Genomic DNA, 25,465 nt, shown 5'->3' on the forward strand with positions numbered 1-25,465 from the left:
GTTTGGATAGTCGCTATCAAGAATGTCCAATCGGATAGGCAAGACGTGCAGCGCATAACTAAAACAAAAGACTAAATACATGGGAAGGGGTTTGTAATGCGTAGTTTCGTTCCCAACGAAGGTTCTTCCGAAGTAGCAGGCGTGCCGGTGCTCAGGGAGCCGGGCACCGCTCTGGTAAATGGCGGGGCGGGTTTCCTCGGCTCGCATCTCTGCGAAAGGCTTCTGCAGCGCGGCCACCGAGTTATCTGTCTCGATAATTTTTCGACCGGCCGCCGCGTGAATGTCGATCATCTCGCCTCGAACGCCCGTTTTCACGTCGTCGAGCACGATGTTCGCCAGCCCTTCGATATTGAAGCGTCGCTCATCTTCAACTTCGCCTCGCCGGCCTCTCCGCCCGACTATCAGCGGGATCCGGTGGGCACATTGCTCACCAATGTGCTTGGCGCGGTCAACACCTTGGATTGCGCCCGCAAGACCGGTGCGACCGTCGTTCAGTCGTCGACGTCGGAGGTCTATGGCGACCCGAACCAGAGCCCGCAGCACGAATCCTATTGCGGCAATGTCAACCCGATCGGACCGCGGGCCTGTTACGACGAAGGCAAACGCAGCGCCGAGACCCTGTTTTTCGATTATCACAGGACTTACGGCGTCGACATCAAGGTGGGCCGTATCTTCAACACCTATGGGCCGCGCATGCGTCTGGATGACGGCCGGGTGGTCTCCAACTTCATCGTGCAGGCGCTGCGCAATGCGGACCTGACGATCTATGGCGATGGTCAGCAGACCCGCTCTTTCTGCTATGTTGACGATCTCGTCGAGGGCTTTCTGCGTTTCTCGGCCGCCGGCAGCGCCTGCCACGGTCCGATCAACCTCGGCAACCCGACCGAGATCACGGTTCGGCGCCTGGCGGAAATCATCCGCGACCGGACCAATTCGCGCTCCCGCATCGTTCATCTGCCTGCGGTCACCGACGACCCCCGCCAGCGCCGACCGGATATTTCCCGGGCGATCGCCGATCTGGGCTGGCAGCCCTGCATCGGCCTCGAAACCGGCCTGGCGCGCACCGTCGATTATTTCGACGGCTTGCTTACTGGCGCAAAGAAGGCCGGCGCCGAGAAGGCGGAGGTCGTATGACATGCCCCGCTACATTCTGGTTACCGGCGGCGCCGGTTTCATAGGCAGTCATATCTGCAAAACGCTGGCGCGGGCCGGCATGATCCCGGTCACCTATGACAATCTGTCGACAGGGCATGCCGACAGTGTCCGCTGGGGACCGCTGATCCGGGCGGACCTCGCCGATGCAGCCACACTGCGCCGAACGCTCGCAGAGTTTTCGCCCGATTGCGTCATCCATTGCGGCGCCAATGCCTATGTCGGCGAATCCGTCGAGATGCCCAGGAAATATTACCGCAACAACGTCGTCGGCAGCCTGACGCTGCTGGAGGCCTGCCTCGACCAGGATATCGAACGGATCGTCTTTTCGAGCAGCTGCGCCACCTATGGCGTCCCCGCCTCCCTGCCGATAGGCGAAGAAACGCCACAGCAACCGGTCAATCCCTACGGCCGCACCAAACTGATCTTCGAGATGGCGCTCGAAGATTTTGCCGCCGCCTACGGGATCCGTTTTGCCGCGCTGCGTTATTTCAATGCGGCCGGCGCCGATCCGGAGGGTGAGCTTGCCGAGCGTCACCAGCCCGAGACCCATCTCATCCCTCGCGCCCTTCTCGCTGCCGCCGGCAGGCTGGAGCGGCTCGATATCTTCGGCACCGATTATCCCACCGAAGACGGAACCTGTGTGCGCGACTATATTCATGTCAGCGATCTCGCACAGGCGCATCTTGCCGCCGTCAATCATCTGATGGCCGATGGCGGCTCGCTCAGCGTCAATCTCGGTTCCGGCCGGGGCACTTCGGTGCGCGAGATCCTCGAAGCCATCCACCGGGCGACCGGCCGTGAAGTTCCCGTCCGGTATCGCCCCCGCCGGGCCGGCGATCCGCCGATCCTCTTTGCCGAAACGGCAAGAGCGAAGGCGGAACTCGGCTTCACGCCCGCTCTTTCGGATATCGATACGATCATCCGCACCGCCGGTCCGACTTTCGGCCTGAAGGTGACGGCATGAGCATTGGTTCGGAAATCGGCCACCGTGCCAGGACGGCGAAAGCCGCCGCCGCGGATACTTTCGATCCAGTTTTTACCGGCTGGAACCGTGCCGCTTACGGCCTCGGCATCCTCTGCTGGCTGGCGGCCCTCGGCTATTTTTGGATCTGGTGGTGCCAGTCGGCCCACATCATTTCCTGGACCGCTTTCGTGCTCATCACCCTCGTGCTGGGCTGGATCACGCTCGTTCCGGCCTATTTCATCCTGATCTTCCTCGACGCGCGGACGGTCAGCCCGCGCGCGCGGCTGCCGGAGGGGCGGGTGGCGATGGTGGTCACCAAGGCACCGTCCGAGCCTTTTGCCGTCGTCCGCGCCACGCTGCAGGCGATGCTCGATCAGGTCGGCGTCGATTTCGATGTCTGGCTGGCCGACGAGGATCCTTCGGAAGAGACCCGGCGCTGGTGCGCCGAGCACGGCGTGCTGATCTCCACTCGAAAGGGGGTGGCGGACTATCATCGCGCAGCCTGGCCGCGCCGGACGCGCTGTAAGGAAGGCAATCTCGCCTATTTCTACGACCATTTCGGCTATGCGCGTTACGATTTCGTCGCCCAGTTCGATGCCGATCACGTGCCGACGCCGACCTATCTCCGCGAGGTCCTGCGTCCCTTCGCCGATCCCGCGATCGGCTATGTCTCCGCGCCCAGCATCTGCGATGCGAATGCCGCTACGAGCTGGGCGGCGCGCGGCAGGCTCTATGCCGAGGCCAGCCTGCATGGTTCGCTGCAGACCGGTTACAACAATGGCTGGGCGCCGCTTTGCATCGGTTCACATTATGCGGTTCGCACGTCAGCGCTTCGTCAGATCGGCGGCCTCGGCCCCGAGCTTGCCGAAGACCATTCGACGACGCTGATGATGAATGCCGGCGGCTGGCGCGGCGTGCATGCCGTCGATGCGATCGCCCATGGCGACGGCCCGGCGAATTTTGCCGATCTCGTTGTCCAGGAGTTCCAGTGGTCGCGCAGCCTGGTTACCATTCTGCTGCAACATTCCAGCCGTCATATCGGGCATCTGCCGTGGCGGCTAAAATTTCAGTTCGTGTTCTCGCAGCTGTGGTATCCGCTTTTTTCCGCATTCATGGCGGTGATGTTCCTGCTGCCGGTTGCCGCCTTGCTGACGGGCCATGTCTTCGTCAACGTCACCTATCCGGATTTTCTGCTGCATTTCGCACCGATATCGGGCGTGCTGACGCTGTTTTCCGTCTTCTGGCGGGCGACGGGAAGCTTCAGGCCGCATGATGCGAAACTGTTCGGCTGGGAGGGGCTGGCCTTCATCTTCCTGCGCTGGCCATGGTCGCTCGCCGGCAGCCTGGCGGCCGTGCGCGATTATATCTCCGGCTCCTTTGTCGATTTCCGCATCACGCCGAAAGGAAAGCAGCAGCAACATTCTCTGCCGCTGCGCGTCGTCGCGCCCTACATCGCGCTCGCCGGGCTATGTGCCGTCGCCATGACGCTCGCCAGCGAGGCGGCTGCCGCCCAGGGCTTTTATATCTTTGCCGCGATAAATCTTTCGATCTATCTGTCGGTGACGGTGCTGATCGTCCTTCGCCATGCGATCGAGAACGGTCTGCCGCTTCTACCGCAATCGCACGGGCTGCGGCTCGCGACCGCCATGGGGCTTGCGATCTGGCTTACCGGCGGCATGCAGCTCGGCGGCCATGGTCTCCGCAGCCTCGAAGCCCTTTCCCACGGCCAGCCATTCGTCAGCTTCACCGAAACGCAATTTGCCGTGGCCGGCGCCGGCCTCGGCGGCGGCAAGACCAAGATCACGAAATTCCGTCTCAAATGGAATGGGTTCGGCAACATGGGACGGGACCAACAGGGTGTCTGAGCCGGCGGAACCGGCAAGTGCCGAACAGGAGGATGTAATGCGTATCGGATCGAAACTTTATGGAGCAGCGCTTGCTCTCAGCCTATGCCTGCCGTTGGCGGCACATGGCGAGACAGCCGGCAAGAAGGCGGCGACGCCGACGCCGCTCAGCGCCTATGAGCTCTACCGCATCTACGGCGACAAGACCTGGGTCTGGAACACCGGCGGCGGCCGTTTCTCGGATGACGGCCGGCGGTTCGTCGCCTGGGTGAACGACAAGGGCAAGCAGTCCTTCGCTGAGGGCAAATGGGTAGTCGATGATCTCGGCCAGCTCTGCATGCGCGCCACCTGGACGAATGCCGAGGGTGCGGCCCGCGCCAGCACCTGTTTCGGTCACCGCAAGATCGGCAACACGATCTATCAGCGGCGCCAGCCGGACGGCAATTGGTACGTTTTCCGTCATGCGTCGGTGCGCGGGGATGACGAGTTTCTCAAGCTCGTTTCCATGGATTCGGTCAGCGACAAGGCGCGCGACCTGAAGCAGGTCCTGCTGAGCCAGGAAGTAGCCCGAAAAGGAGGGTGAGTCGTGAAGAAGCTGATGAAAAAAAACCTCTCGACCGCAGCGATGGCGCTGCTCCTTCTGTGTGCCGCGGACATGCCTGGCCGAAGCGAGATGCAATATGCCGGCATTGCCCCGAACCCGGCGGCAGGCGTCCAGACGATCATCGACAAACGTCCCGTCCTTCATGCCGACGGCATCAAGTTCGGTGCCTACGATCCGCATGGCGATTTTGGTGCACAAGCCAATGTGGCAACCGAAGCCCTGTTCCTGCCCTGGGAGGACGTCGATCTGGAGACGCTGCGCGTCGCCGATGCCTACGCGCAGGCCAGGGGCCGCAATCTGCTGATTACAGTGGAACCGTGGTCCTGGGACGTCGACTGGCGGCTGACCTCCGCCGAGCTTCGCCGGAAGGTCCTGCGCGGCGATTACGATGTCAACATGCGGGCGATCGCGCAAATGATATCCCAGCTGAAAAGCCCGGTAATCGTCCGCTGGGGCCAGGAGATGGAGGACAAGTCGGGGCGGTTCTCATGGTCCGGGTGGAATCCGCGCGATTATATCACCGCCTACAAGCGGATGATGGATATCGTCCGCCAGGAGGCGCCGGGCACTGAAATCATGTGGTCGCCGAAGGGCGAGCCGGGCTTGCAGGACTATTATCCCGGCGACGATTATGTCGATCTCGTCGGCCTGTCGGTCTTCGGCCTGGAACGCTACGACGAGCTTGCCTACAACAAGCACCGGACATTCTCCGAAGCGCTGAAGCAGGGTTACGATCTCGTCGCCGGCTATGGCAAGCCGATCTGGGTGGCGGAGCTCGGTTATGAAGGCGGCGACGCCTATGTCAGGCCCTGGATCGAAACCGCGACGCTGAAGCAGAGCGCCTTTCCGAATTTGCGGGAAGTGGTCTATTTCAACGATCGGGATGTGCATGCCTGGCCGTTCGATCTCGGCCGGCCGGACTGGCGCGTCGTCGAAAGCCTGGCCAACTGACGGCCCGGAAAGAGAGAGGCCCGCCGGGGTTTGCGGGCCTCCTCTTACCTCAGGCGATCGATCATCCTTTGAGCGTCGCCTTACCCTCTTCGATGAGCCGGGTCGCCGCATCGGCCGGCGAAACCCGTTCGAAGGCGAGTTCGTCGCAGATCGGGCGCAGGACGCGCTGGTCGAACTGGGTTGCACCCATCGGCACCGGCGGCGGATATTCGCCGACCTGATCTTTGAGAAGATTGACGTATTTGACCGTTTCCTGCTCCGTCGGGTTGAGCTGCGGCAGAATGGCTTCACGCACGGCCGGCGACATCGGCACACCGCGCTCGACGCCGAGGATCTTGCCGGCCTCGATATCGTTGACGAAGAAATCTATGAATTTCGCGGCCGCTTCGCCATTCTTCGTCGTGGCGCCGAGACTCCAGATCAGCGCAGGACGGTAGTAGTGGCCCGACGGCCCGCCCTTCTTTTCCCGCGGCAGCATGGTGATGCCGAGCTTGTTCTTGATGATCAGCTGATAGCCGACCATCTGGTTGGAATAGGCCATGCCGATCACCGATTTGCCGAGACCAAGGCAATTGGTGTCGATAGTGTTCTGATCGAGCGTCTGGACGTCGGCGGCAACGGTGCCGCCCGCCTTGCGCAGCTTCTCCCAATAGTCGAACCATTCCGTGGCATCGTCGGCGGTGAAGCCGAGCCCGACGGTTTCCTTGGCAAAGAGGCTCTTGCCGCGCTGGCGCAGCCAGGCGTCGAATACATAGGCGTAGCGGGCCGCATAGGGTCCCCCGCTCTTGCCGGAAGACTTTGTGAGTTCCACGGCGAGCTTGGCATACTCATCCCAGGTAAGGTCGGGTGTCGGTAGCGGGATGCCCGCCTTTTCGAATTCGACGGTGTCGAAGAACATCGAGAAGGAGTTCAGGCCGAGGCCGACACCGTAGAGTTTGCCGTCGATGGTGGTCAGTTTCAGCATGTCGGCGCCGAAGGACTGGACCTTCAGCGTCGAGGGGACGAATTCGTCGAGCGGCATGCAGGCGCCGCGCTTGGAATAATCGGAGATCGTTCCCGGCTCGAGCTGGAAGACGTCGGCGATGGCGCGGCCGGCCATCTGGGTGGCGAGCTTGGTCCAGTAGCCGTCGCCCGAAAGCGATTCACCGACGATCGTGACGCCGGGTGTCTTCGATTGATAGAGCTTGGCGACGTCGAGCGTGCGCTTGGCGCGGTCGTTCGAACCCCACCACATGGCGCGCAGCGATACGTCTTCGGCAAAAGCCGGAATGGCGCTTCCCGCGCCGAGGGCGAGGCCGGCGGCTGCTCCGGCTGAACCCATCAGAAATGAACGGCGGTTGACCTGCATGATATCCTCCTTGCCCCAATATGCCCGCTGCCATCCTCCAACGGCGTTTACAGACATTTCCGCGCCAAGAGTACGCAAAAAAATAATTATTGCAAGAAATAACGATTACCTTGCAAATTTGCATAAATTGCATAAGCTTTGCCCATGAATAACGAAAAAATCGGGAACGAAGAGAAAATCAGACGGCCGCGCCAGGCCGATATCGCCACATTGGCCGGCGTCTCCGTCTCCACGGTGTCGCGGGTGCTTGCCAACGAACCCGGTATCAGTGAAAGCGTGCGCCGCCAGATCTTGAAGGTGGCGGCCGAGCATGGTTATCCGGTCAAATCTGCGACCGAAGCCGTTGCCGGCGGGCTGGCGCTGATCGCCAGCGACGGCGTCACCGGCGGCCTCAGCGTCTTTTACGAGGCGATCGTCGACGGCTTGCGGGCCGGAGCCGCCGAAGCGGGCATGCCCTTCAACATCCGGATGGTCCGCGAGGATCGCACCACGCCCGACGCCGTGCGCGACTATATGCAGGCAGCGGGCGCCGAAGGGCTCTTTCTTGTCGGCATCGATCCGAACGAGATGTTACGCGGCTGGCTGCGGGAGACTATGACGCCGGCCGTGCTCGTCAACGGCACCGATCCCGGAATGCAGTTCGACGGCGTATCGCCGGCTAATTTCTTCGGCGCCTATCAGGCGACCAGCCGATTGATGAAGGCCGGCCATCGCCGTATCCTGCATCTGAGCGGTTCCCACCGCCATACGATCAGGGAGCGCATCCGCGGTTTCGAGGCGGCCATCGCCGCCGTTCCCGGTGCCGAGGGCCGTTTCGTGCCGCTCGTACTGCAGGGCAGCGCCAGCGGCGAGGCTCATGAACGCACGGCTGCCATCCTCGCCGAAAATGCCGGTTTCACCGCCGCCTTCTGCATGAATGATTTCATCGCCGTCGGCGTGCTGGAGGCCGTCACCGAAGCCGGTCTGCGGGTTCCGGAGGATTTCGCGATCGTCGGCTTCGATGATCTGCCCTGCGCGCTGATGACCAATCCGCAGCTTTCCACCATGCGCGTCGACCGCGCCGCCCTCGGGCGCGAGGCCATCTCGCTGATGCTGTCGCGTTTCCGCGACAGGACGGCGCCGGCGCGCCACATCTGCCAGGCTGTCGTTCCCGTTCCGGGAGGGACTGTTCCGAATGCTGAACCCCGTGAGTGATCCGATGACCTATGATCCCGCCAGCGCCAATCCGCTTGCAGGCAACCCGCTCGAAACCCGCGCCGATATGGGCCGGGCCCTGCTTGATCTCTTCGATCCGCTGCTTGCCTGCTTTTCGAAAAGCAATGCCCGCGTCAGGCTAAGCGGCGCTGCCGCCCACTTCGACCGGGCGGCGGCCGATCTCGAAGGTTTTGCCCGCCCGCTCTGGGGATTGGCGCCGCTTGGCGCCGGCAAGGGAGACTTCGCCCACTGGCATCGATTCGCCGAAGGCCTCGCGAACGGCACCGATCCCGCCCATCCCGAATATTGGGGAACGGTCAATGGCCGCGATCAGCGGATGGTCGAGCTTGCCGCTCTCGGTTTTGCCCTGGCGCTGGTGCCGGAAAAGATCTGGGAGCCGCTCGATCAGCGCGCCCGCAGCAATGTCATCGCCTATCTCAAACATGCCAGACAATTCGACTATGCCGACAACAACTGGAAATTCTTCCGGATTTTCGTCGACATCGCCCTCGATCGCCTCGGCGCCGATTTCGACCGCAGCCTGACGCGGCAATATCTGGAAGAACTGGAAGGCTTCTATATCGGCGACGGCTGGTATCGCGACGGTAATGTGCGCCGCATCGATCACTACATTCCCTTCGCCATGCATTTCTATGGGCTGATCTATTCGAAGCTCGTCGACGACGATTACGCCAAACGCTACCGCGAGCGCGCCATCCTGTTCGCCCGGGATTTCCGCCACTGGTTTGCCGCAGACGGCGCGACGATCCCCTTCGGCCGCAGCCTGACCTATCGTTTCGCCTGCGCCGGCTTCTGGTCGGCGCTCGCCTTTGCCGATGTCGAGGCGCTGCCTTGGGGCGAGGTCAAACATCTCTGCCTGCAGCATCTGCGCTGGTGGAGGGATAAGCCGATCGCCGATCGCGACGGCGTGCTGTCGATCGGTTTCGGCTATCCGAACCTGCTGATGTCGGAAAGTTACAATTCCGCCGGCTCGCCCTATTGGGCATTGAAGGCCTTTCTGCCCCTTGCGATCGCCGAGGATCATCCGTTCTGGACGTCGGAGGAAAAGGCGCCGGAGCAGGCGTCCGCGGTCGTCCCCCAGCGTCATCCCGGCATGGTGATGATGCGGGCGGGCGGCGATGTCGTGGCGCTGTCCTCCGGCCAGGAAAACCTGCAGATGCGTTTCGGCACGGAAAAATACGCGAAATTCGCTTATTCCACCCGTTATGGCTTCAGCATCGAATCCGATGAACGCGGCTTTGCGCTCGCCGCCTTCGATTCGATGTTGGCTTTCAGCGAAGACGGCCTGCACTACCGCGTCCGCGAGACGAATGAGGAAGCCAGGCTCGCGGGCGACGTGCTTTATGCGAAATGGTCACCTTTCCCCGATGTCGGCGTCGAAACCTGGCTCGTGCCGCAAGCCCCCTGGCATATCCGCCTCCACCGGATCAGGGCGGCCCGGCCGCTGAGCGTCGCCGAAGGCGGCTTTGCCATCGCCCGCCGGGATTTCGAGCTGGACAGGCTGTCGGCTTCCGATGGATCTGCCTATGCGATCGGCGAAGGTGATTTCAGCGGCATTCTCGACTTGGGATCGTCGGTCGAACGCGCGGGGCTGGCGCAGAAGGCGCAGCCCAACACCAATGTGATCGTCGCCAAAACCATCGTGCCGCAGCTGTGTGGTCAGATTCCGGCCGGCGAAACCATTCTGGTGACGGCGGTGCTGGCACTCGACGATCCCGCTGCCGTTTCGTCGGCCTGGAAGCGGCCGCCGCAGGCACCGGACCTTGCGGCGCTGGAGGCCCTGGTGCGGGAAAAGGGCGTGACCGTCAGCGCCATCGAAGCGCCAGGGCAGATGCCATGAGCCGTCCGGCGATCGTCCTTGCCATGGAGCCGTCGCGCACGGAACATGTCCTGCCCGATGAGATCCTGCGCCGGCTCGATGCTATCGGTCGCCTGCTCGATCCGGAGCCGCTGCAGCGGTTGGACGACGCGCGCGCAAGACGCCTGCTTTCAGAAGCGGAGATCCTGATCACCGGCTGGGGTGCGCCCTATGTCGGGCCTGAGATTCCCGCTGCCGCGCCGCGGCTGCGCCTCGTCGTCCATGCCGCGGGCACGGTCAAGGGCATCATTGATGACTCCATCTTCGAAGCCGGCATAGCGATCAGCCACGCGGCCGAAGCCAATGCCGTGCCAGTTGCCGAATTCACGCTGGCTGCGATCCTCTTCGCCGGCAAACGCGCCTTCCGTTTCCGCGATCTCTACGTCGCCGACCGCAACCGCGATCGGACCTATCCGATGCAGCGCGAAGCGATCGGAAACTACGGCCGAACCCTCGGCATTATCGGCGCCTCACGCATCGGCCGGCGGGTGATCGAACTCTTGAAACCCTTTGATTACAGGTTGCTGCTGTTCGATCCCATGCTCGATGCCGCCGAGGCCGCCCGATTGGGGGCGGAGAAGGTCGACCTCGACGAATTGATGCGGCGAGCCGATATCGTTTCCCTGCATGCGCCGTCACTGGCCTCGACGCAGCATATGATCGATGCGCGAAGACTGTCGCTGCTGAAGGACGGGGCGACGCTCATCAACACCGCGCGCGGCATTCTCATCGATGAAGCCGCCTTGCTTTCAGAGCTGAAGACCGGCCGCATCGACGCTGTTATCGATGTGACCGATCCGGAGATTCCTGACGCGGGTTCTGTCTTCTACGATCTGCCGAATGTTTTCCTGACACCACACATTGCCGGCGCCATCGGCCTCGAACGGGCGCGTCTCGGCGCGATGGCGGCGGATGAGGTCGAGCGTTTTGCGACCGGCCGGCCACTGCTCTACGGGATCAGCCGTGAAAATCTCGAAAACATCGCCTGACGCGCCGCGCCGGCCCTGCGGTCAGCGCGGCGTTTTCAAGGAATTGGGCGAACCGTCATTGGCAAGCTCGGGCATCAGGTCGGCAATCTCGACCACCTTGCCGGTGCGCGAACTCGTCAAAGCCGCAATGCCGCAGAGCACGGACATGGCGCCTGCCCGCGTGCCGGCGCGCTGGGCGAGCCGATCTTCCGTGTCGGGCTTGAAGATCATGTTGCGCATCCGGTCGTCGCCGCCGTAATGGCCGCCGGTGAAATGCGGAACGACGATGCGCTCGACGGCCTCCTTGCCGTTCGGGAAATTGCGGATGAGCAGGATCGTGTCCTGCTTCGGCTCTTCCCAGGGCTGGGCCTCATATTGGCGAATCTCAATGCGTCCCTTGGTGCCGTTGAAGGCGAGGTGGTGGCCTTCGATCGGCTGGAAGGTGTTCAGCGAATAGGAGACATGGACATTGTTGCGGTAGCGCAGGCTGACCATCATCGTATCGGGAATATCGATGTCCTCGCGGAAAACGCAGCCGTCGCGGAAATAGCCGTCAATCTTCGAGGGATCTTCATAGAGCTGATCGAGGAAGGGATCCTTTTCGAGATCGAGATAATAGTCGCATTCATGCGCGTGTGGACAGAGCTTGCAGCGCGGTCCGCGGAAGGGACCCTTGCGGCCGTAGTTCTGTAGGTCGGCAAATGAGGTGACAGCGTCGGGATCGCTGTCGAGATACCAGTTCAACAGATCGAAGTGGTGTGTCGCCTTGTGGACGAAAAGGCTGCCGGAATTTTCGGTATAGGCATGCCAACGGCGGAAATAATCGGCGCCGTGTTTGGTGTTGAGATACCAGTGAAAATCGACGGAGGTCACCCGGCCGATCTCGCCGGCATTCAGCAGTTCCTTGATTTTCGCGGCCGTCGGCGCGTAGCGATAGTTGAAGGAGACGTCGACGCGGCGGCCGGTGCGCTTTTCGGCATCGAGAATCCGGCGAATTTTCTCGACTGAGGTGGTCATCGGCTTTTCGGTGATCACGTCGATGCCGGCCTCCAGCGCCCGCACGACGATATCGTCATGCGTATGGTCGGGCGTGCAGACGATGACCAGATCCGGTTTCTGTTCGGCGAGCATGGAATCGATGTTTTCATAGAGCGGCGCATTGCTGCCGATCATGTTGCGGGCGCGCTCGCCGCGCAGCGAATTCTTCTCGACGATGGCCGTGAGGTCGACATGTTCGCGCCAGCCGGCCAGCAGATCCTTGCCCCACATGGTGGTGCCGCGGTTCCCGGTGCCGATCAGGGCAAAACGGCGTTTCTCCATCGATGATCCTCCTGCATGCATGATGAAACGAATATTGAAACTTAGATCTGGCAGCAGCTCCGGAAGCGCTCGACGCAGGTGGCGATCACCTCGTCGGCCGGGTGTTTCCACCAGGTCTCGGCCGAAAAAATCTCCACCTCCTGCGCGCCGAAGAAACCGGCCGCCTCGATCATCCGTCTTATGCCTTTGAGATCGATGACGCCATCGCCCATCATGCCGCGGTCGAGCAGCATGTCCTTGGTCGGCACCAGCCAGTCGCAGATGTGATGGGCAAAGATGCGCTTCATTCGGCCGGCGCGGGCGATCTGATTGGCAAGATCGGGGTCCCACCAGACGTGGTAGACGTCGATCGCGACGCCGACGTCCTCGCCGAGCGGCTCGCACATGTCGAGCGCCTGGCCGAGTGTGTTCACGCAGGAGCGGTCGGCGGCATACATCGGATGCAGCGGCTCGATGGCGAGCTTCACGCCGGCGGCCTGGGCATGCGGCAGCACGGCGGCAATGCCGTCGAACACCATCTGGCGGGCGGCGACGATATCCTTGGAATCGCCCGGCAGGCCGCCGACGACGAGCACCAGGCAATCGGCGGCGAAGGCCGCCGCCTCGTCGATGGCGCGCCTGTTGTCGTCGAGGTTCTTCTGCCAGTCGCCGTCGTTTGCCGCCGGAAAGAAGCCGCCGCGGCAAAGCCCGGTCAGCTTGATGCCGTTCGATTTGACGATCCTGACCGCTTCGTCGAGGCCGGCCTTGGCGACCTGGTCGCGCCAGGGCGCGATCGAGGTGATGCCGTGTTTCAGGCAAATATCGACGGCGTCGGCAAAACTGCATTGCTCGCGGATCGTCGCCAGATTGATCGAAAGTCCTTCGACCTGCATGTCATTCCCTCTCGTATCGCAGCTTCAGTTGACGCCGTGGACGGCAAGCACCTGTTTCATGCGCGCTGTGGCGAGTTCCGGATCGGCCAGAACCCGCGCCTTGTCGGCCAGGCGGAAGAGTTCGGCCAGATGCGTGAGCGAGCGGGTGCTCTGCTGGCCGCCGACCATGGTGAAATGGTCCTGCAGGCCGTTGAGATAGGCGAGGAAGACGACGCCGGTCTTGTAGAAGCGGGTCGGCGCCTTGAAGATGTGGCGCGACAGCGGCACGGTCGGCTCGAGCAGGTCGAAGAATTCACGGTTGCTCTTGCGGCCGAGCGCGTCGAGCGCAGCCGACGCTGCCGGCGCGATCGCATCGAAAATGCCGAGCAGTGCGTCGGAATGGCCCTCTTCGTCGCCGGCAATCAGTTCGGCATAGTTGAAATCGTCGCCGGTATACATGCGCACGCCGTTCGGCAGTTGCCGGCGCATGGTCACTTCCTTCTCCTTGGAAAGCAGCGAGATCTTGATGCCGTCGACCTTGGCAGCGTTGGCTTCGATCACCTCAAGGCAGGTTTCCATCGCCTTCAGGTGGTCGCCATTGCCCCAATATCCCTCGAGCGCCGGGTCGAACATTTCGCCCAGCCAGTGGATGATGACCGGTTCTTTGACCTGGCGAAGGATGCGGTCGTAGACCCTGACATAATCGTCCGGTCCTTTGGCCGTGACGGCAAGCGCCCGGCTCGCCATCAGGATGATGCGGCCGCCGGCCGCCTCCACCGTTTCGATCTGCTCCTCATAGGCCTTGAGGATGGTGTCGATGGTTACGTCGGGTCCAGGCACCAGATGGTCGGTGCCGGCGCCGCAGGCAATCAGCGCATCCTTGCGGCCGGCGGCCTCACCAAGTGCCCGGCGGAGGAGGTCGCGCGCCTCCGGCCAGCCGAGGCCCATGCCGCGCTGCGCCGTATCCATGGCTTCGGCCACACCGAGGCCGAGATCCCACAGCCGATGGCGGAAGGCGAGCGTGCGGTCCCAGTCGATCGCCGGCGTCAGCCAGGGATCGTTGTCGGCGAGCGGATCGGCGACGACGTGGGCGGCGGCGAAGGTGATGCGCGGGAAGCTCTTGGCGTCCCGCTTCTTCAGTTCGATCGGCGTGCCGGTCAGCCTATAGGGGACGATCTTGCCGTCGAGGGGGAGATTGATCGTCGTCACGGCTCAGAACTCCAGCGCGGGAACGTCGAGCCAGCGGCGCTCGGCCCAGGATTTCAGCCCGAGTTCGGCCAATTGCACGCCCTTGGCGCCGGCTTCGAGGCCGTAGGGCCACGGCGCATCTTCGACGACATGGCGGATGAACATTTCCCACTGCGCCTTGAAGCCGTTGTCGAAGGCCTGGGTATCGGGAACCTCGTCCCAGGTCTTGTAGAAATCGATCGTCTGCGGCTGGTCGGGGTTCCAGACCGGCTTCGGCGTGTTGACGCGGTGCTGGCTCCAGCACTTCGTCAGGCCGGCGACGGCCGAACCATGCGTGCCGTCGACCTGGAAGGTGACCAGATCGTCGCGGCGTACGCGCACCGCCCAGGAGGAATTGACCTGCGCGATCACGCCGCCTTCGAGTTCGAAGGTCGCGTAGGCCGCATCGTCGGTGTCGCAGTCATAGGGCTTGCCTTGCTCGTCGATGCGCCGTGGAATATGCGTGGCGCCGAGGCAGGAGACAGCCTTGACCTCGCCGAACAGATTGTCGAGCACGTAGCGCCAGTGGCAGAGCATGTCGAGGATGATGCCGCCGCCGTCGCCCTTGCGGTAGTTCCAGGAGGGGCGCTGCGCCGGCACGCCCCAATCGCCTTCGAACACCCAGTAGCCGAATTCGCCGCGCACCGAGAGGATCTTGCCGAAAAAGCCGGAATCCCTGAGCAGCGCCAGCTTGCGCAGGCCCGGCAGGAAGAGCTTGTCCTGCACGACGCCATGCTTGAGCCCGGAGCGGCGCGCCTTGCGGGCGAGATCGATCGCCACCTGCAGGTCGTCGGAGATCGGCTTTTCGCAATAGACATGCTTGCCGGCATCGAGCGCCCTGGACAGCAGTTCGGCGCGCATCAGCGTCGTGCCGGCGTCGAAGAAGATCGTGTCGTCGGGATTGGCGAGCGCGGCGTCGAGATCGGTCGACCAGCGCTTGATATTATGCTTCTTCGCCAACTCTTCCATCTTGGCGCCGTTGCGGCCGACGATGATCGGGTCGATTTCGAGTTTCTCGCCCGATTTCAGGGTAATGCCGCCCTGGTCGCGGAAGGCGAGGATCGAACGCACCAGGTGCTGATTGTACCCCATGCGGCCGGTAACGCCGTGCAAGATGATCCCCAAGCGTGCCATTTTTTCCTCCCTGGAATCTTGTGCGGCGGGAGCGGGCATCCGGCCCGGCCCTCCCAAGCCGGTAACTAAACAGTTACTTGATGGCAGAAGAGCGGCGATGCTGTCAATAGTCAAATCGGGATTCAGCGCTTGATCGAGGCGAGCGTCACGTGGACGATATGGCTTTCCCAGGCATTGAGATGGGTCGGCTCGATCAGGTCGCGGCCGAAGATCGTCGAAAGCGTGTACTGGTTGGACAGATAGAAATAACCGAGCGAGGCAATCGTCAGATAAACGTGCAGGGGATCGGCCGTCTCGACGAAGACGCCCTGCTTCTTTCCCTGCTCCAGCACTTGGGATAGTTCGCCGATCAGATGCGAATGCAGTTCCTTGAGCCGGACGGACTGGCGAAGCCACCGGGCGCGATGCAGGTTTTCCGTGCCGAGCAGGCTGAGGAATTCCGGGTGCTGGAGAAAATAACGCCAGGTGAAGAGCGCCAGTTCCCCAATGCCTTCTTCCGGACTGCGGTCGCCGATATGAAGCGCGCGCTCGGCGGTGCGGATGCCGACATAAGCCTCTTCGAGCACTCTGAGATAGAGCTGTTCCTTGTCGCCGAAATAATGATAGAGCATGCGCTTGTTGGTGCCGGCCCGTTCGGCGATGGCATCGACGCGGGCCCCGCCCATGCCGTTTTCGGCGAATTCCCGCGTGGCCGCTTCCAGGATCGCGGCGCGTGTCCGCTCCGGATCGCGCTGGGCCGTGCGTTCCTGAGATGGGCGCCGGGATTTTTTCTTCTCCCCGTTTTCCCCGCTGTCGTTCATCGTTCCCCTCCCTCTCGCATGTTGCGCTCATAAGCCTTCGGTGCGAAATTGTAAAAACCGAATTTAAAAGGGCGGCCGCCAAGAACCGACACCCCGCTTGACACGCTTGCCGCTTTGCTCGTAGCTTGTAACCAATTAGTTATTTATGCAAGGGTAACTGGTCGGAAGCGTGTGGAGGCGCTTCCCTTTGGAGGAGGAAAAAATGAGCCTACGTGTAAGCAGACGTAATTTCATTGCGGGAGGGGCCACGCTTCTTTCGCTCTCGGCGCTCGGAACCAGCGCTTTGGCACAGGAACAGCGCTTGCGCCTCCTGTGGTGGGGCTCGCAGCCGCGCGCCGACCGCACCAACAAGGTGTCACAGCTCTATCAGACGAAGAATGCCGGTACCTCGATCACCGGCGAATTCCTTGGCTGGGGCGATTACTGGCCGCGCCTTGCGACCCAGGTTGCCGGCCGCAATGCGCCTGACGTCATCCAGATGGACTACCGCTATATCGTTCAGTACGCGCGTCGCGGCGCGCTGGCGCCGCTGGAATCCTACATGCCGGCCAAGCTCAACCTCGACGATTTCGACAAGGCGCAGATCGATGGCGGCAGCGTCGACGGTCATCTCTATGGCGTCAGCCTAGGTGCGAACTCGGCCGCGACGGTTCTGAACACCACCGCCTTCAAAGAGGCAGGCGTCGATCTGCCGACGCAGGCGACCACCTGGGATGAGTTCGCCCGCATGGGCGCCGAGATCACCAAGGCCGGCAAGCGCAAAGGCATGTTCGGCCTCGCCGACGGCAGCGGCGGCGAACCTCTGTTCGAAAACTGGCTGCGTCAGCGCGGCAAGGCGCTCTATACCGCCGACGGCAAGATCGGCTTCGGCGTCGACGACGCATCGGAATGGTACGATATGTGGGCCAAGTTCCGTGAGGCCGGCGCCTGCGTTCCCGCCGATATCCAGGCGCTCGACAAGAACGACATCGAAACCAACACGGTGTCGCTCGGCAAATCTGCGGCCGGTTTTGCCCATTCCAACCAGTTCGTTGCCTATCAGGCCATGAACAAGGACAAGCTGGCGCTGACCAACTATATGCGCATCAAGGCGGATTCGAAGGGCGGCCACTATCGCAAGCCTTCGATGTTCTTCTCTGTTTCGGCCCAGTCGAAAGCGATCGACCTGGCCGTGGACTACATCAACTTCTTCGTCAAGAATCCCGAGGCAGTGCTGCTCTTGGATGTCGAACGCGGCATTCCGGAATCGGCTGCCATGCGCGAGGTCGTCGCGGCGAAGCTCGATGAGAACGGCAAGGTGGCATTGGCCTATGTCAGCGGGCTCGGCGATCTCGCCGGCAAATTGCCGCCGCCGCCGCCCGCCGGCGCCGGTGAAGGCGAGCTGATGCTGCGAAACATCGCCGAACAGGTCGGTTTCGGACAGCTGTCTCCCGCCGACGGTGGCAAACAGTTGGTCACCGAAATTACGCAGATTCTCGCACGAGGCTGATCCCGTATGAGCAATGCGATGCGCACGCCCGCAGGGGCCATAAATGTGGAAAGATATCAGGGGGCCGTGGCCGAAGGACGCTTCCGGCGTCTCTGGAACGCCAATGCTCCCGGCTATCTCTTCCTTCTGCCATGGCTTATCGGCTTTTTCGGGCTGACGCTCGGACCGGCCCTGATTTCGCTCTACCTCTCCTTCACCGACTTCGACATGCTGCAGTCGCCGCGGTGGGTGGGAATGGCGAATTACGTGCGCATCGCCACGGCGGATCCGAAATTCTCGGCCGCCATGCACGTCACCCTGACCTATGTTGTCTTCTCGGTGCCGTTCAAACTGACCTTCGCCTTGCTGGTCGCCATGGCTTTGAATCGCGGCCTGCGCGGACTGACCTTCTATCGCGCCATCTTCTACCTCCCTTCGTTGCTGGGCGGCAGCGTGGCGATCGCCGTGCTCTGGCGCCAGCTTTTCGCCAGCGATGGTCTCGTCAATGCCGCGCTCTCGCAATTTGGCATCGAAGGTCCGAGCTGGATCTCGCATCCGAACTATTCGATCTACACGCTGGTGGCTCTGTCCGTTTGGCAGTTCGGCTCGCCGATGATTATTTTCCTGGCCGGCCTGCGCCAGATTCCCCAGGATATGTATGAGGCAGCAAGCCTCGACGGCGCCTCGAAATTCCGCCAATTCTACAAGATCACCCTGCCGCTTCTGACGCCGGTGATCTTCTTCAACGCCGTCGTCCAGACCATTGATGCCTTCAAGGCCTTCACACCCGCCTTCATCATCTCCGGCGGCACGGGCGGTCCGATCAACTCGACGCTGTTCTACACGCTCTACCTCTATCAGGAAGCCTTCGGCAATTTCCGCATGGGCTATGCCTCGGCGCTCGCCTGGATCCTGGTGCTGATCATCGCCGTTTTCACCGCTTTCTCCTTCCTGACCTCGCGTTATTGGGTGCATTACGATGACTGAGATGACCGCTTCCGTCACTGCGGCCAGGCCGCCATCGGATATCACCAAACGCAGCCTGCCGGCGTCGTTCATCATCCACGCCCTGCTTATCGCCGCATCGCTTCTGATGGTCTATCCGCTGTTGTGGATGGTTTCGGCATCGGTCAGGCCGGAAACCGAGATCTTCTCGTCGACCTCGCTCATCCCGTCGTCGATCGATTTCTCCTCCTATGCCCGCGGCTGGGTCGGCCTCGATGTCAGCTTCGGCCGGTTCTTCTGGAATTCGCTCGTCATTTCGCTGCTGGTGGTAACGGGCAATGTCATCGCCTGTTCGCTGACGGCCTTCGCCTTTGCCCGGCTGCGTTTTGCCGGCCGTAATTTCTGGTTCGCAATCATGCTCGGCACGCTGATGATCCCCTATCACGTGACGCTGATCCCGCAATATGTGCTCTTCCTCAACCTCGGCTGGGTCAACACCATCCTGCCGCTCGTCGTACCGAAGTTCCTGGCAAGCGACGCCTTCTTCATCTTCCTGATGGTGCAATTCTTCCGCGGCATCCCGCGCGAACTCGACGAAGCCGCCATGATGGACGGCTGCAGCGCCTGGCGCATCTATTGGAAGATCATGCTGCCGCTGTCGCTGCCGGTCTTGGCGACGGCCGCGATCTTCTCGTTCATCTGGACCTGGGACGATTTCTTCGGTCCGCTGATCTACCTGAACGACATGAACACCTATACGATCCAGCTCGGCCTGCGCACCTTCGTGGATTCCACCAGCGCATCGGATTGGGGCGGCTTGTTCGCCATGTCGACGCTGACGCTCGTGCCGGTATTCTTCTTCTTCCTGTTCTTCCAGCGCCTGCTGATCGAGGGCATCGCCACGACGGGCATGAAGCGCTGATGGCGATAGTGGAAAAGAATGACATGAGCATCAAGACGGTGGCGATCGTCGGCTGCGGTATTGGCCGCTCCCACATCGTCGAAGGCTACCTGCCGCATTCAGACAAATTCAAGGTCGTGGCGATCTGCGACCTGGATGAGCAGCGCCTGGCGTCAGTCGGCGACGAGTTCGGCATCGAGCGGCGCACCACCTCTTTTGCCGAGCTGCTCGCCAACGACACGATCGACATCATCGATATCTGCACCCCGCCCGGGGTGCATCTGGAGCAGGTGGTCGCGGCGCTCGCCGCCGGCAAACATGTCGTTTGCGAAAAGCCGCTGACCGGATCGCTCGCCGCCGTCGATACGATCATGGCGGCGGAAAAGAACGCCAAAGGCGTGCTGATGCCGATCTTCCAGTATCGCTACGGCGACGGAATCCAGAAGGCCAAACGGATCATCGACGCCGGTATTGCCGGCAAAGCCTATACGGCGTCGGTCGAAACCTTCTGGCTGCGCAAACCGGAATATTATGCCGTGCCCTGGCGCGGCAAATGGGCGACGGAACTCGGCGGCGTGCTCGTCACCCATGCGCTGCATCTGCACGACATGATGATGCATCTGATGGGTCCGGCGGCAAGGGTCTTCGGCCGTGTCGCCACCCGCGTCAACGATATCGAGGTCGAGGATTGCGCCTCCGCCAGCCTGCTGATGGAAAGCGGCGCCTTCGTCTCGCTGTCCTGCACGCTGGGATCGCAGGAACAGTTGAGCCGGCTGAGGCTGCACTTCGAGAACGTTACTTTCGAAAGCAGCCATGAGCCCTATACGCCGGGCAAGGATCCCTGGAAGATCATCGCCGCCAATGACGACGTCCAGCAACGGATCGACCGGGTGGTCAGCGATTGGCAGCCGGTCGCCCCCAGATTTACCACCCAGATGGGCCAGTTCCATGCGTTCCTCAGCGGCCATGGGCCGCTGCCGGTGACGACAGTGGATGCGCGCCGCGCGCTGGAACTCGTCACCGCCATCTACCAGTCTTCCGACAGCGGCGCCGAAGTGCCGCTGCCGGTCGGCCCCGACAGTCCGAAATACGCCGATTGGCGCGCAAGAACCAGGTAACCAGCCAAGCAACCGGCCAAGTAACCGGCAAGAGAGGGTTTTGAGACGATGGCAACCAGTGTCGTTCTTCAGAAGGTCGAGAAGCGCTATGGCGCCTTCGATGTGATCCATGGCATCGACCTGACGATCGATCCCGGCGAATTCGTTGTTTTCGTCGGCCCCTCGGGCTGCGGAAAATCGACCCTTCTGCGCATGATCGCCGGTCTCGAGGAGATTACCGGCGGCGGGCTGCTGCTCGACAACGAGCGCATGAACGAGGTGGCGCCGGCCAAGCGCGGCATCGCCATGGTTTTCCAGTCCTATGCGCTCTATCCGCATATGTCGGTCTACAAGAACCTCGCCTTCGGCCTGGAGACAGCGGGTTACAAGAAGGCCGATATCCAGCCGAAGGTCAAACGCGCCGCCGAGATCCTGCAGATCGAAAAACTCCTGGAGCGCAAGCCGAAGGCGCTCTCCGGCGGCCAGCGCCAGCGCGTGGCGATCGGCCGGGCCATCGTGCGCGAGCCGCGCATCTTTCTGTTCGACGAGCCGCTGTCGAACCTCGATGCCGAATTGCGCGTGCAGATGCGCGTCGAGATTTCCCGCCTGCACCGGCAGCTCGGCAACACGATGATCTATGTCACCCATGACCAGGTCGAAGCCATGACGATGGCCGACAAGATCGTGGTGCTCAATTCCGGCCGCATCGAGCAGGTCGGCGCGCCCCTCGATCTTTACAATAACCCGGCCAACCGCTTCGTCGCCGGCTTCATCGGCAGCCCGAAGATGAATTTTCTCAAGGCCCGCATCGAGCAGGTCGGTGAGACGGAAACCAGCATTCATGTCTGCGGCAATTCCGTCCGCCTGCCGCGCCGGCTGAACGGCAAAGCCGGTGAGGACGTCACCTTCGGCATCCGCCCCGAGCATCTTTCCCTCACGGAAGGCGCCATTACGCTCTCGACCGTCAACGTCGATCTCGTCGAAAATCTCGGCGGCGCCACCATGCTTTACACCACGACGCCGGATGGCCAGCTCATGACCGTCGCGCTCGACGGCCAGCAGAAGGTGGAGCGCGGCACCAACGTCACGACCTTCTTCGACCCGACCCGCTGCCACGTCTTCGATGCCGCCGGAAAGACGATCTAACCGCCTGCTTGACAGTCGATCCCGCTCTGCCCCATCATTTCGAGAAGGGGCCGCTGGAACAGGAAGAATCCTGTTCCAGCTTAAATAGTTAGAGCATGATGCGTCCGAAAACCGCTCACACTTTTCGGCATCATCCTCCGGGGGATGAGCATGACGCCTGAAGATAGGATTCATGCGCTCGGCATTTGGCAGGGTCCGATCGAAATCTCGCCGATCTCAGGCGGCATCACCAACCGGAATTATCTGGTCAGCGATGCGGTCGCGCGCTGCGTGGTCAGACTCGGCACCGATATTCCCATCCATCACATCAGCCGCCAGAACGAGCTTGCCGCAAGCCGCGCGGCGCATGCTGCCGGCATATCGCCTGCCGTCATCCACCATTCGCCCGGCGTGCTGGTGCTCGATTATATCGAGGCGCGGGCGCTTTCGCCGGAGGATGTCAGGACACCTGATATGCTCGCCCGGATCGTTCCGCTCATCCGCGCCTGCCATCACGACATCGCCCGGCATTTCCGCGGCCAGGCGATGATCTTCTGGGTCTTCCACGTCATCCGCGACTACGCCGCCAGCCTGAAGGAGTCGGGCAGCCCCTATCTTCCATTGCTGCCGGCGCTGCTCGGCAGGGCCGAGAGGCTGGAAGCGGTAGCAGCGCCGTTCGAGATCGCCTTCGGCCACAACGATCTGTTGGCCGCCAATTTTCTCGATGACGGCAAGCGGCTCTGGCTGATCGACTGGGACTATGCCGGTTTCAACACGCCGCTGTTCGACCTTGGCGGCTTGGCCTCCAACAACGAGTTCTCTGAAGCGGCCGAGCGGATGATGCTGGAGGCCTATTTCGACCGGCCGCTGACATCAGATCTCAGCCGCCGCTACGGCGCGATGAAATGCGCCTCGCTGCTGCGCGAAACGCTCTGGAGCATGATTTCGGAAATCCATTCCACCATCCAATTCGACTATGCCGCATACACGGCCGAAAATCTCGCGCGTTTCGAGCGCGCCTATCAAGCCTTTGAACAGGATCGATAAATGACGAGACAATTACCGAAGACAGCGAAAGCCGTGGTCATCGGCGGCGGCATCATCGGCTGCTCAACAGCCTATCATCTCGGCAAGCTCGGCTGGACCGATACCGTGCTGCTCGAACGCAAGAAGCTCACCTCGGGCACCACCTTCCATGCCGCCGGCCTTGTCGGCCAGCTGCGCAGCAGCGCCAATATCACCCAGCTGCTCGGTTATTCCGTCGATCTCTACAAGCGCCTGGAAGAAGAAACCGGCCTCGGCACCGGCTGGAGGATGAATGGCGGCCTGCGCCTTGCCTGCAACGAGGAGCGCTGGACGGAGGTCAAGCGCCAGGCGACCACCGCCCAGTCCTTCGGACTCGAAATGCAGCTGCTGACGCCGCAGGAAGCCTTCGATCTCTGGCCGCTGATGACAACAGATGATCTCGTTGGCGCCGCCTTCCTTCCCACAGACGGCCAGGCCAACCCGTCCGACATCACCCAGGCGCTGGCAAAGGGCGCCCGCCTGTCGGGCGTTTCGATCTTCGAGGATACCGAGGTCCTCGATCTCGAAATCGACAAGGGAAGAATCCGCGCCGTCGTTACTGCTGAGGGCCGTATCGAATGCGAGCGCGTCGTCGTCTGCGCCGGCCAGTGGACGCGCGCCTTCGCGGCCCGCTTCGGCGTCAACGTGCCGCTGGTCTCGGTCGAGCACCAATATATCATCACCGAATCCTTCGGCGTTCCCTCCAACCTGCCGACGCTGCGCGATCCCGATCGCCTGACCTATTACAAGGAGGAGGTCGGCGGCATCGTCATGGGCGGCTATGAGCCGAACCCCATCGCCTGGGCGGAGAAAGGCATCCCCGACGGTTTCCACTACACGCTGCTCGACAGCAATTTCGACCATTTCGAGCAGATCATGGAGCAGGCGCTCGGCCGGGTTCCGGCGCTTGAGAATGTCGGCGTCAAGCAACTGCTGAACGGCCCGGAAAGTTTTACGCCTGACGGTAATTTCATTCTCGGCGAGGCGCCGGAGCTGAAGAACTTCTTCGTCGGCGCCGGCTTCAACGCCTTCGGCATCGCCTCTGCCGGCGGCGCCGGCATGGCACTTGCCGAATGGGTGACGAAGGGCGAGCCGCCCTATGATCTTTGGCCGGTCGATATCCGCCGTTTCGGCCGCCCGCATTTCGATACCGACTGGGTGCGCACCCGCACGCTCGAAGCCTATGGCAAGCACTACACCATGGCCTGGCCGTTCGAGGAGCATGCGAGCGGCCGCCCCTGCCGCAAGTCGCCGCTCTATGACCGGCTGAAGGCGCAGGGCGCCTGTTTCGGCGAAAAGCTCGGCTGGGAGCGGCCGAACTGGTTTGCCGATCTCTTCGCCAATGAGGAGCCGAAAGATGTCTACAGCTATTCCAGGCAGAACTGGTTTGATGCCGTCGGCCGCGAGCATAAGGCGGTGCGCGAGGCGGCCGTTATCTTCGACCAGACCTCCTTCGCCAAATTCGTGCTGAAGGGCAGGGATGCCGAGGCGGCGCTCTCCTGGATCGCTTCCAACGATGTCGCAAGGCCGGTGGGATCGCTTATCTATACGCAGATGCTGAACGATAAGGGCGGCATCGAATGCGACGTGACGGTTGCCCGCATCGCCGAGGACGAATATTACATCGTCACCGGCACCGGTTTCGCCACCCATGACTTCAACTGGATCGCCCGTAATATTCCGGCGGAGATGCATGCCGAACTGGTCGACGTCACCTCGGCCTATTCAGTGCTGTCGCTGATGGGCCCGAATGCACGCGCCGTGCTGGAAAAGGTGACCGGCAGCGACGTCTCGAATGCCGCCTTCCCCTTCGGCCAGGTCAGAACCGTCGGCATATCGGGCTGCCCGGTGCGGGCCTTGCGCATCACCTATGTCGGCGAGCTCGGCTACGAGCTGCATGTTCCCATCGAATACGCGACCACGGTCTATGACGTATTGATGGCATCAGGCGGCGAGCTTGGCCTCGTCAATGCCGGCTACCGCGCTATCGAAAGCTGCCGCCTGGAAAAGGGCTATCGCGCCTGGGGTTCCGATATCGGTCCTGATCACACGCCTGTTGAAGCCGGCCTCGGCTGGGCGGTGAAGATCAGGAAGAACATTCCCTTTCGCGGCCGTGCGGCGATCGAGCGGCAGCTGTCGGGCGGCGTGAAGAAACGCCTCGCCGGCTTCGTTCCCGACGATCCCGATGTGGTGCTGCTCGGCCGCGAAACCATCTATCGCGACGGCAAACGCGTCGGCTGGCTGTCGAGCGGCGGCTTCGGTTATACGGTGGGCAAACCGATCGGCTACGGTTATGTCCGCGATGCCGATGGCGTCACCGAGGATTTCGTCCTCTCCGGCAGTTACGAACTCGATGTCGCCAGGGAACGCATCCCCTGCAAGGTGTCGCTGGCGCCGCTTTATGATCCGGATATGGCGCGGGTGAAGGCTTGAGGGATGGAATTCCTGTGCGCTCGAGCGCTCCGAGAGTTTAAGTCATAAGGAGAGGGCACTCCGTGGCAGCCCCCTCTGCCCTGCCGGGCATCTCCTTCACAGGTGGGGAGATTGGCTGGGCTCACCGGCTTCCTCAAACAACTGGCGTCACAGCCGGGCGCAACGATAGACGGGCGCGAAGGTTTGGCCACT

At 62.1% G+C, this 25,465-nt stretch carries 21 protein-coding genes; 15 read left to right on the forward strand and 6 right to left on the reverse strand.

Annotation, left to right across the window (positions count from 1 at the left end; all coding sequences use genetic code 11):
- The first annotated feature begins 96 nt into the window (after window positions 1-96).
- Genes BBJ66_RS00055 through BBJ66_RS00075 form a run of 5 tightly spaced genes read left to right on the forward strand, consistent with a single transcriptional unit; the run spans window position 97 to window position 5,518 of the window.
- Window positions 97-1,134 (forward strand): UDP-glucuronic acid decarboxylase family protein, encoded by a 1,038-nt coding sequence (locus BBJ66_RS00055; protein WP_049731334.1) that lies wholly within the window; start codon window positions 97-99, stop codon window positions 1,132-1,134.
- 1 nt (window position 1,135) lies between these two features.
- The gene (galE, locus tag BBJ66_RS00060; RefSeq protein WP_049731333.1) at window positions 1,136-2,119 is read left to right on the forward strand and encodes a UDP-glucose 4-epimerase GalE; all 984 of its coding nucleotides are present in this window, start codon (window positions 1,136-1,138) and stop codon (window positions 2,117-2,119) included.
- Window positions 2,116-3,984: a glycosyltransferase family 2 protein gene (locus BBJ66_RS00065; protein ID WP_049731332.1), complete on the forward strand. Its 1,869-nt coding sequence runs from the start codon at window positions 2,116-2,118 to the stop codon at window positions 3,982-3,984. Before galE ends, BBJ66_RS00065 begins: the two co-directional genes overlap by 4 nt.
- A 37-nt stretch (window positions 3,985-4,021) precedes the next feature.
- On the forward strand, window positions 4,022-4,546 hold the full coding sequence (locus BBJ66_RS00070; RefSeq protein WP_049731331.1) for a DUF995 domain-containing protein: 525 nt from the start codon (window positions 4,022-4,024) through the stop codon (window positions 4,544-4,546).
- A 3-nt stretch (window positions 4,547-4,549) separates the two neighbouring features.
- Window positions 4,550-5,518, forward strand: coding sequence for a glycoside hydrolase family 26 protein (locus tag BBJ66_RS00075; RefSeq protein ID WP_049731330.1), 969 nt, complete (start codon window positions 4,550-4,552; stop codon window positions 5,516-5,518).
- 61 nt (window positions 5,519-5,579) lie between these two features.
- Here the strand turns inward: BBJ66_RS00075 and BBJ66_RS00080 are convergent, their stop codons facing one another.
- On the reverse strand, window positions 5,580-6,866 hold the full coding sequence (locus BBJ66_RS00080) for an ABC transporter substrate-binding protein (protein WP_071084047.1): 1,287 nt from the start codon (window positions 6,864-6,866) through the stop codon (window positions 5,580-5,582).
- A gap of 144 nt (window positions 6,867-7,010) precedes the next feature.
- Between BBJ66_RS00080 and BBJ66_RS00085 the strand changes: the two genes are divergently transcribed.
- From BBJ66_RS00085 to BBJ66_RS00095, 3 genes are read left to right on the forward strand one after another with little or no spacing between them, the layout of a single operon-like run.
- The gene (locus BBJ66_RS00085) at window positions 7,011-8,060 is read left to right on the forward strand and encodes a LacI family DNA-binding transcriptional regulator (RefSeq protein WP_071084051.1); all 1,050 of its coding nucleotides are present in this window, start codon (window positions 7,011-7,013) and stop codon (window positions 8,058-8,060) included.
- 4 nt (window positions 8,061-8,064) lie between these two features.
- On the forward strand, window positions 8,065-9,921 hold the full coding sequence (locus BBJ66_RS00090) for a DUF2264 domain-containing protein (protein WP_071084911.1): 1,857 nt from the start codon (window positions 8,065-8,067) through the stop codon (window positions 9,919-9,921).
- Window positions 9,918-10,928: a hydroxyacid dehydrogenase gene (locus tag BBJ66_RS00095; protein ID WP_071084053.1), complete on the forward strand. Its 1,011-nt coding sequence runs from the start codon at window positions 9,918-9,920 to the stop codon at window positions 10,926-10,928. Before BBJ66_RS00090 ends, BBJ66_RS00095 begins: the two co-directional genes overlap by 4 nt.
- A gap of 21 nt (window positions 10,929-10,949) precedes the next feature.
- Here BBJ66_RS00095 and BBJ66_RS00100 read toward each other — a convergent pair whose 3' ends face one another.
- The 5 genes from BBJ66_RS00100 to BBJ66_RS00120 all read right to left on the reverse strand — a co-directional run bounded on the left by BBJ66_RS00100 (window position 10,950) and on the right by BBJ66_RS00120 (window position 16,239).
- Window positions 10,950-12,227 carry a Gfo/Idh/MocA family protein gene (locus tag BBJ66_RS00100; RefSeq protein WP_071084056.1) on the reverse strand — a complete coding sequence of 426 codons (1,278 nt, stop codon included), beginning with the start codon at window positions 12,225-12,227 and terminating at the stop codon, window positions 10,950-10,952.
- 41 nt (window positions 12,228-12,268) lie between these two features.
- On the reverse strand, window positions 12,269-13,099 hold the full coding sequence (locus BBJ66_RS00105; protein ID WP_071084059.1) for a sugar phosphate isomerase/epimerase family protein: 831 nt from the start codon (window positions 13,097-13,099) through the stop codon (window positions 12,269-12,271).
- Between the two features lie 24 nt (window positions 13,100-13,123).
- On the reverse strand, window positions 13,124-14,287 hold the full coding sequence (locus BBJ66_RS00110) for a dihydrodipicolinate synthase family protein (protein WP_071084062.1): 1,164 nt from the start codon (window positions 14,285-14,287) through the stop codon (window positions 13,124-13,126).
- A gap of 3 nt (window positions 14,288-14,290) precedes the next feature.
- Window positions 14,291-15,439: a Gfo/Idh/MocA family protein gene (locus tag BBJ66_RS00115; protein WP_049731322.1), complete on the reverse strand. Its 1,149-nt coding sequence runs from the start codon at window positions 15,437-15,439 to the stop codon at window positions 14,291-14,293.
- A gap of 122 nt (window positions 15,440-15,561) precedes the next feature.
- Window positions 15,562-16,239, reverse strand: a complete 678-nt coding sequence (locus BBJ66_RS00120) for a TetR/AcrR family transcriptional regulator (RefSeq protein ID WP_049731321.1) — start codon at window positions 16,237-16,239, stop codon at window positions 15,562-15,564.
- Window positions 16,240-16,441: 202 nt separating this feature from the next.
- On the opposite strand from BBJ66_RS00120, the gene BBJ66_RS00125 reads away from it, so the two are divergent.
- The 7 genes from BBJ66_RS00125 to BBJ66_RS00155 all read left to right on the forward strand — a co-directional run bounded on the left by BBJ66_RS00125 (window position 16,442) and on the right by BBJ66_RS00155 (window position 25,273).
- The gene (locus BBJ66_RS00125; protein ID WP_071084064.1) at window positions 16,442-17,728 is read left to right on the forward strand and encodes an ABC transporter substrate-binding protein; all 1,287 of its coding nucleotides are present in this window, start codon (window positions 16,442-16,444) and stop codon (window positions 17,726-17,728) included.
- Between the two features lie 6 nt (window positions 17,729-17,734).
- A complete protein-coding gene (locus tag BBJ66_RS00130) occupies window positions 17,735-18,694 on the forward strand; it encodes a carbohydrate ABC transporter permease (RefSeq protein WP_049731319.1) in 960 nt (319 codons plus the stop codon).
- A complete protein-coding gene (locus BBJ66_RS00135) occupies window positions 18,687-19,574 on the forward strand; it encodes a carbohydrate ABC transporter permease (protein WP_116429599.1) in 888 nt (295 codons plus the stop codon). Before BBJ66_RS00130 ends, BBJ66_RS00135 begins: the two co-directional genes overlap by 8 nt.
- Window positions 19,574-20,671, forward strand: coding sequence for a Gfo/Idh/MocA family protein (locus tag BBJ66_RS00140; RefSeq protein ID WP_184342718.1), 1,098 nt, complete (start codon window positions 19,574-19,576; stop codon window positions 20,669-20,671). Before BBJ66_RS00135 ends, BBJ66_RS00140 begins: the two co-directional genes overlap by 1 nt.
- A 48-nt stretch (window positions 20,672-20,719) precedes the next feature.
- The gene (locus BBJ66_RS00145) at window positions 20,720-21,796 is read left to right on the forward strand and encodes an ABC transporter ATP-binding protein (RefSeq protein ID WP_071084072.1); all 1,077 of its coding nucleotides are present in this window, start codon (window positions 20,720-20,722) and stop codon (window positions 21,794-21,796) included.
- A gap of 150 nt (window positions 21,797-21,946) precedes the next feature.
- On the forward strand, window positions 21,947-22,822 hold the full coding sequence (locus BBJ66_RS00150; protein ID WP_071084914.1) for a phosphotransferase: 876 nt from the start codon (window positions 21,947-21,949) through the stop codon (window positions 22,820-22,822).
- Window positions 22,823-25,273, forward strand: coding sequence for a GcvT family protein (locus BBJ66_RS00155; RefSeq protein ID WP_071084074.1), 2,451 nt, complete (start codon window positions 22,823-22,825; stop codon window positions 25,271-25,273). It abuts the gene before it with no gap.
- Window positions 25,274-25,465 lie beyond the last annotated feature (192 nt).

Source organism: Rhizobium sp. RSm-3, assembly GCF_001854685.1.
Classification (GTDB): domain Bacteria; phylum Pseudomonadota; class Alphaproteobacteria; order Rhizobiales; family Rhizobiaceae; genus Rhizobium; species Rhizobium ecuadorense.

What these genes read in the sequence shown, in the direction of transcription:
- BBJ66_RS00055 (WP_049731334.1), top strand. Translation starts at nt 97, where the DNA reads ATGCGTAGTTTCGTTCCCAACGAAGGTTCTTCCGAAGTAGCAGGCGTG.
- galE (WP_049731333.1), top strand. Translation starts at nt 1,136, where the DNA reads ATGCCCCGCTACATTCTGGTTACCGGCGGCGCCGGTTTCATAGGCAGT.
- BBJ66_RS00065 (WP_049731332.1), top strand. Translation starts at nt 2,116, where the DNA reads ATGAGCATTGGTTCGGAAATCGGCCACCGTGCCAGGACGGCGAAAGCC.
- BBJ66_RS00070 (WP_049731331.1), top strand. Translation starts at nt 4,022, where the DNA reads ATGCGTATCGGATCGAAACTTTATGGAGCAGCGCTTGCTCTCAGCCTA.
- BBJ66_RS00080 (WP_071084047.1), bottom strand. Translation starts at nt 6,866, where the DNA reads ATGCAGGTCAACCGCCGTTCATTTCTGATGGGTTCAGCCGGAGCAGCC.
- BBJ66_RS00085 (WP_071084051.1), top strand. Translation starts at nt 7,011, where the DNA reads ATGAATAACGAAAAAATCGGGAACGAAGAGAAAATCAGACGGCCGCGC.
- BBJ66_RS00090 (WP_071084911.1), top strand. Translation starts at nt 8,065, where the DNA reads ATGACCTATGATCCCGCCAGCGCCAATCCGCTTGCAGGCAACCCGCTC.
- BBJ66_RS00095 (WP_071084053.1), top strand. Translation starts at nt 9,918, where the DNA reads ATGAGCCGTCCGGCGATCGTCCTTGCCATGGAGCCGTCGCGCACGGAA.
- BBJ66_RS00100 (WP_071084056.1), bottom strand. Translation starts at nt 12,227, where the DNA reads ATGGAGAAACGCCGTTTTGCCCTGATCGGCACCGGGAACCGCGGCACC.
- BBJ66_RS00105 (WP_071084059.1), bottom strand. Translation starts at nt 13,099, where the DNA reads ATGCAGGTCGAAGGACTTTCGATCAATCTGGCGACGATCCGCGAGCAA.
- BBJ66_RS00115 (WP_049731322.1), bottom strand. Translation starts at nt 15,439, where the DNA reads ATGGCACGCTTGGGGATCATCTTGCACGGCGTTACCGGCCGCATGGGG.
- BBJ66_RS00120 (WP_049731321.1), bottom strand. Translation starts at nt 16,239, where the DNA reads ATGAACGACAGCGGGGAAAACGGGGAGAAGAAAAAATCCCGGCGCCCA.
- BBJ66_RS00125 (WP_071084064.1), top strand. Translation starts at nt 16,442, where the DNA reads ATGAGCCTACGTGTAAGCAGACGTAATTTCATTGCGGGAGGGGCCACG.
- BBJ66_RS00130 (WP_049731319.1), top strand. Translation starts at nt 17,735, where the DNA reads ATGAGCAATGCGATGCGCACGCCCGCAGGGGCCATAAATGTGGAAAGA.
- BBJ66_RS00135 (WP_116429599.1), top strand. Translation starts at nt 18,687, where the DNA reads ATGACTGAGATGACCGCTTCCGTCACTGCGGCCAGGCCGCCATCGGAT.
- BBJ66_RS00140 (WP_184342718.1), top strand. Translation starts at nt 19,574, where the DNA reads ATGGCGATAGTGGAAAAGAATGACATGAGCATCAAGACGGTGGCGATC.
- BBJ66_RS00145 (WP_071084072.1), top strand. Translation starts at nt 20,720, where the DNA reads ATGGCAACCAGTGTCGTTCTTCAGAAGGTCGAGAAGCGCTATGGCGCC.
- BBJ66_RS00150 (WP_071084914.1), top strand. Translation starts at nt 21,947, where the DNA reads ATGACGCCTGAAGATAGGATTCATGCGCTCGGCATTTGGCAGGGTCCG.
- BBJ66_RS00155 (WP_071084074.1), top strand. Translation starts at nt 22,823, where the DNA reads ATGACGAGACAATTACCGAAGACAGCGAAAGCCGTGGTCATCGGCGGC.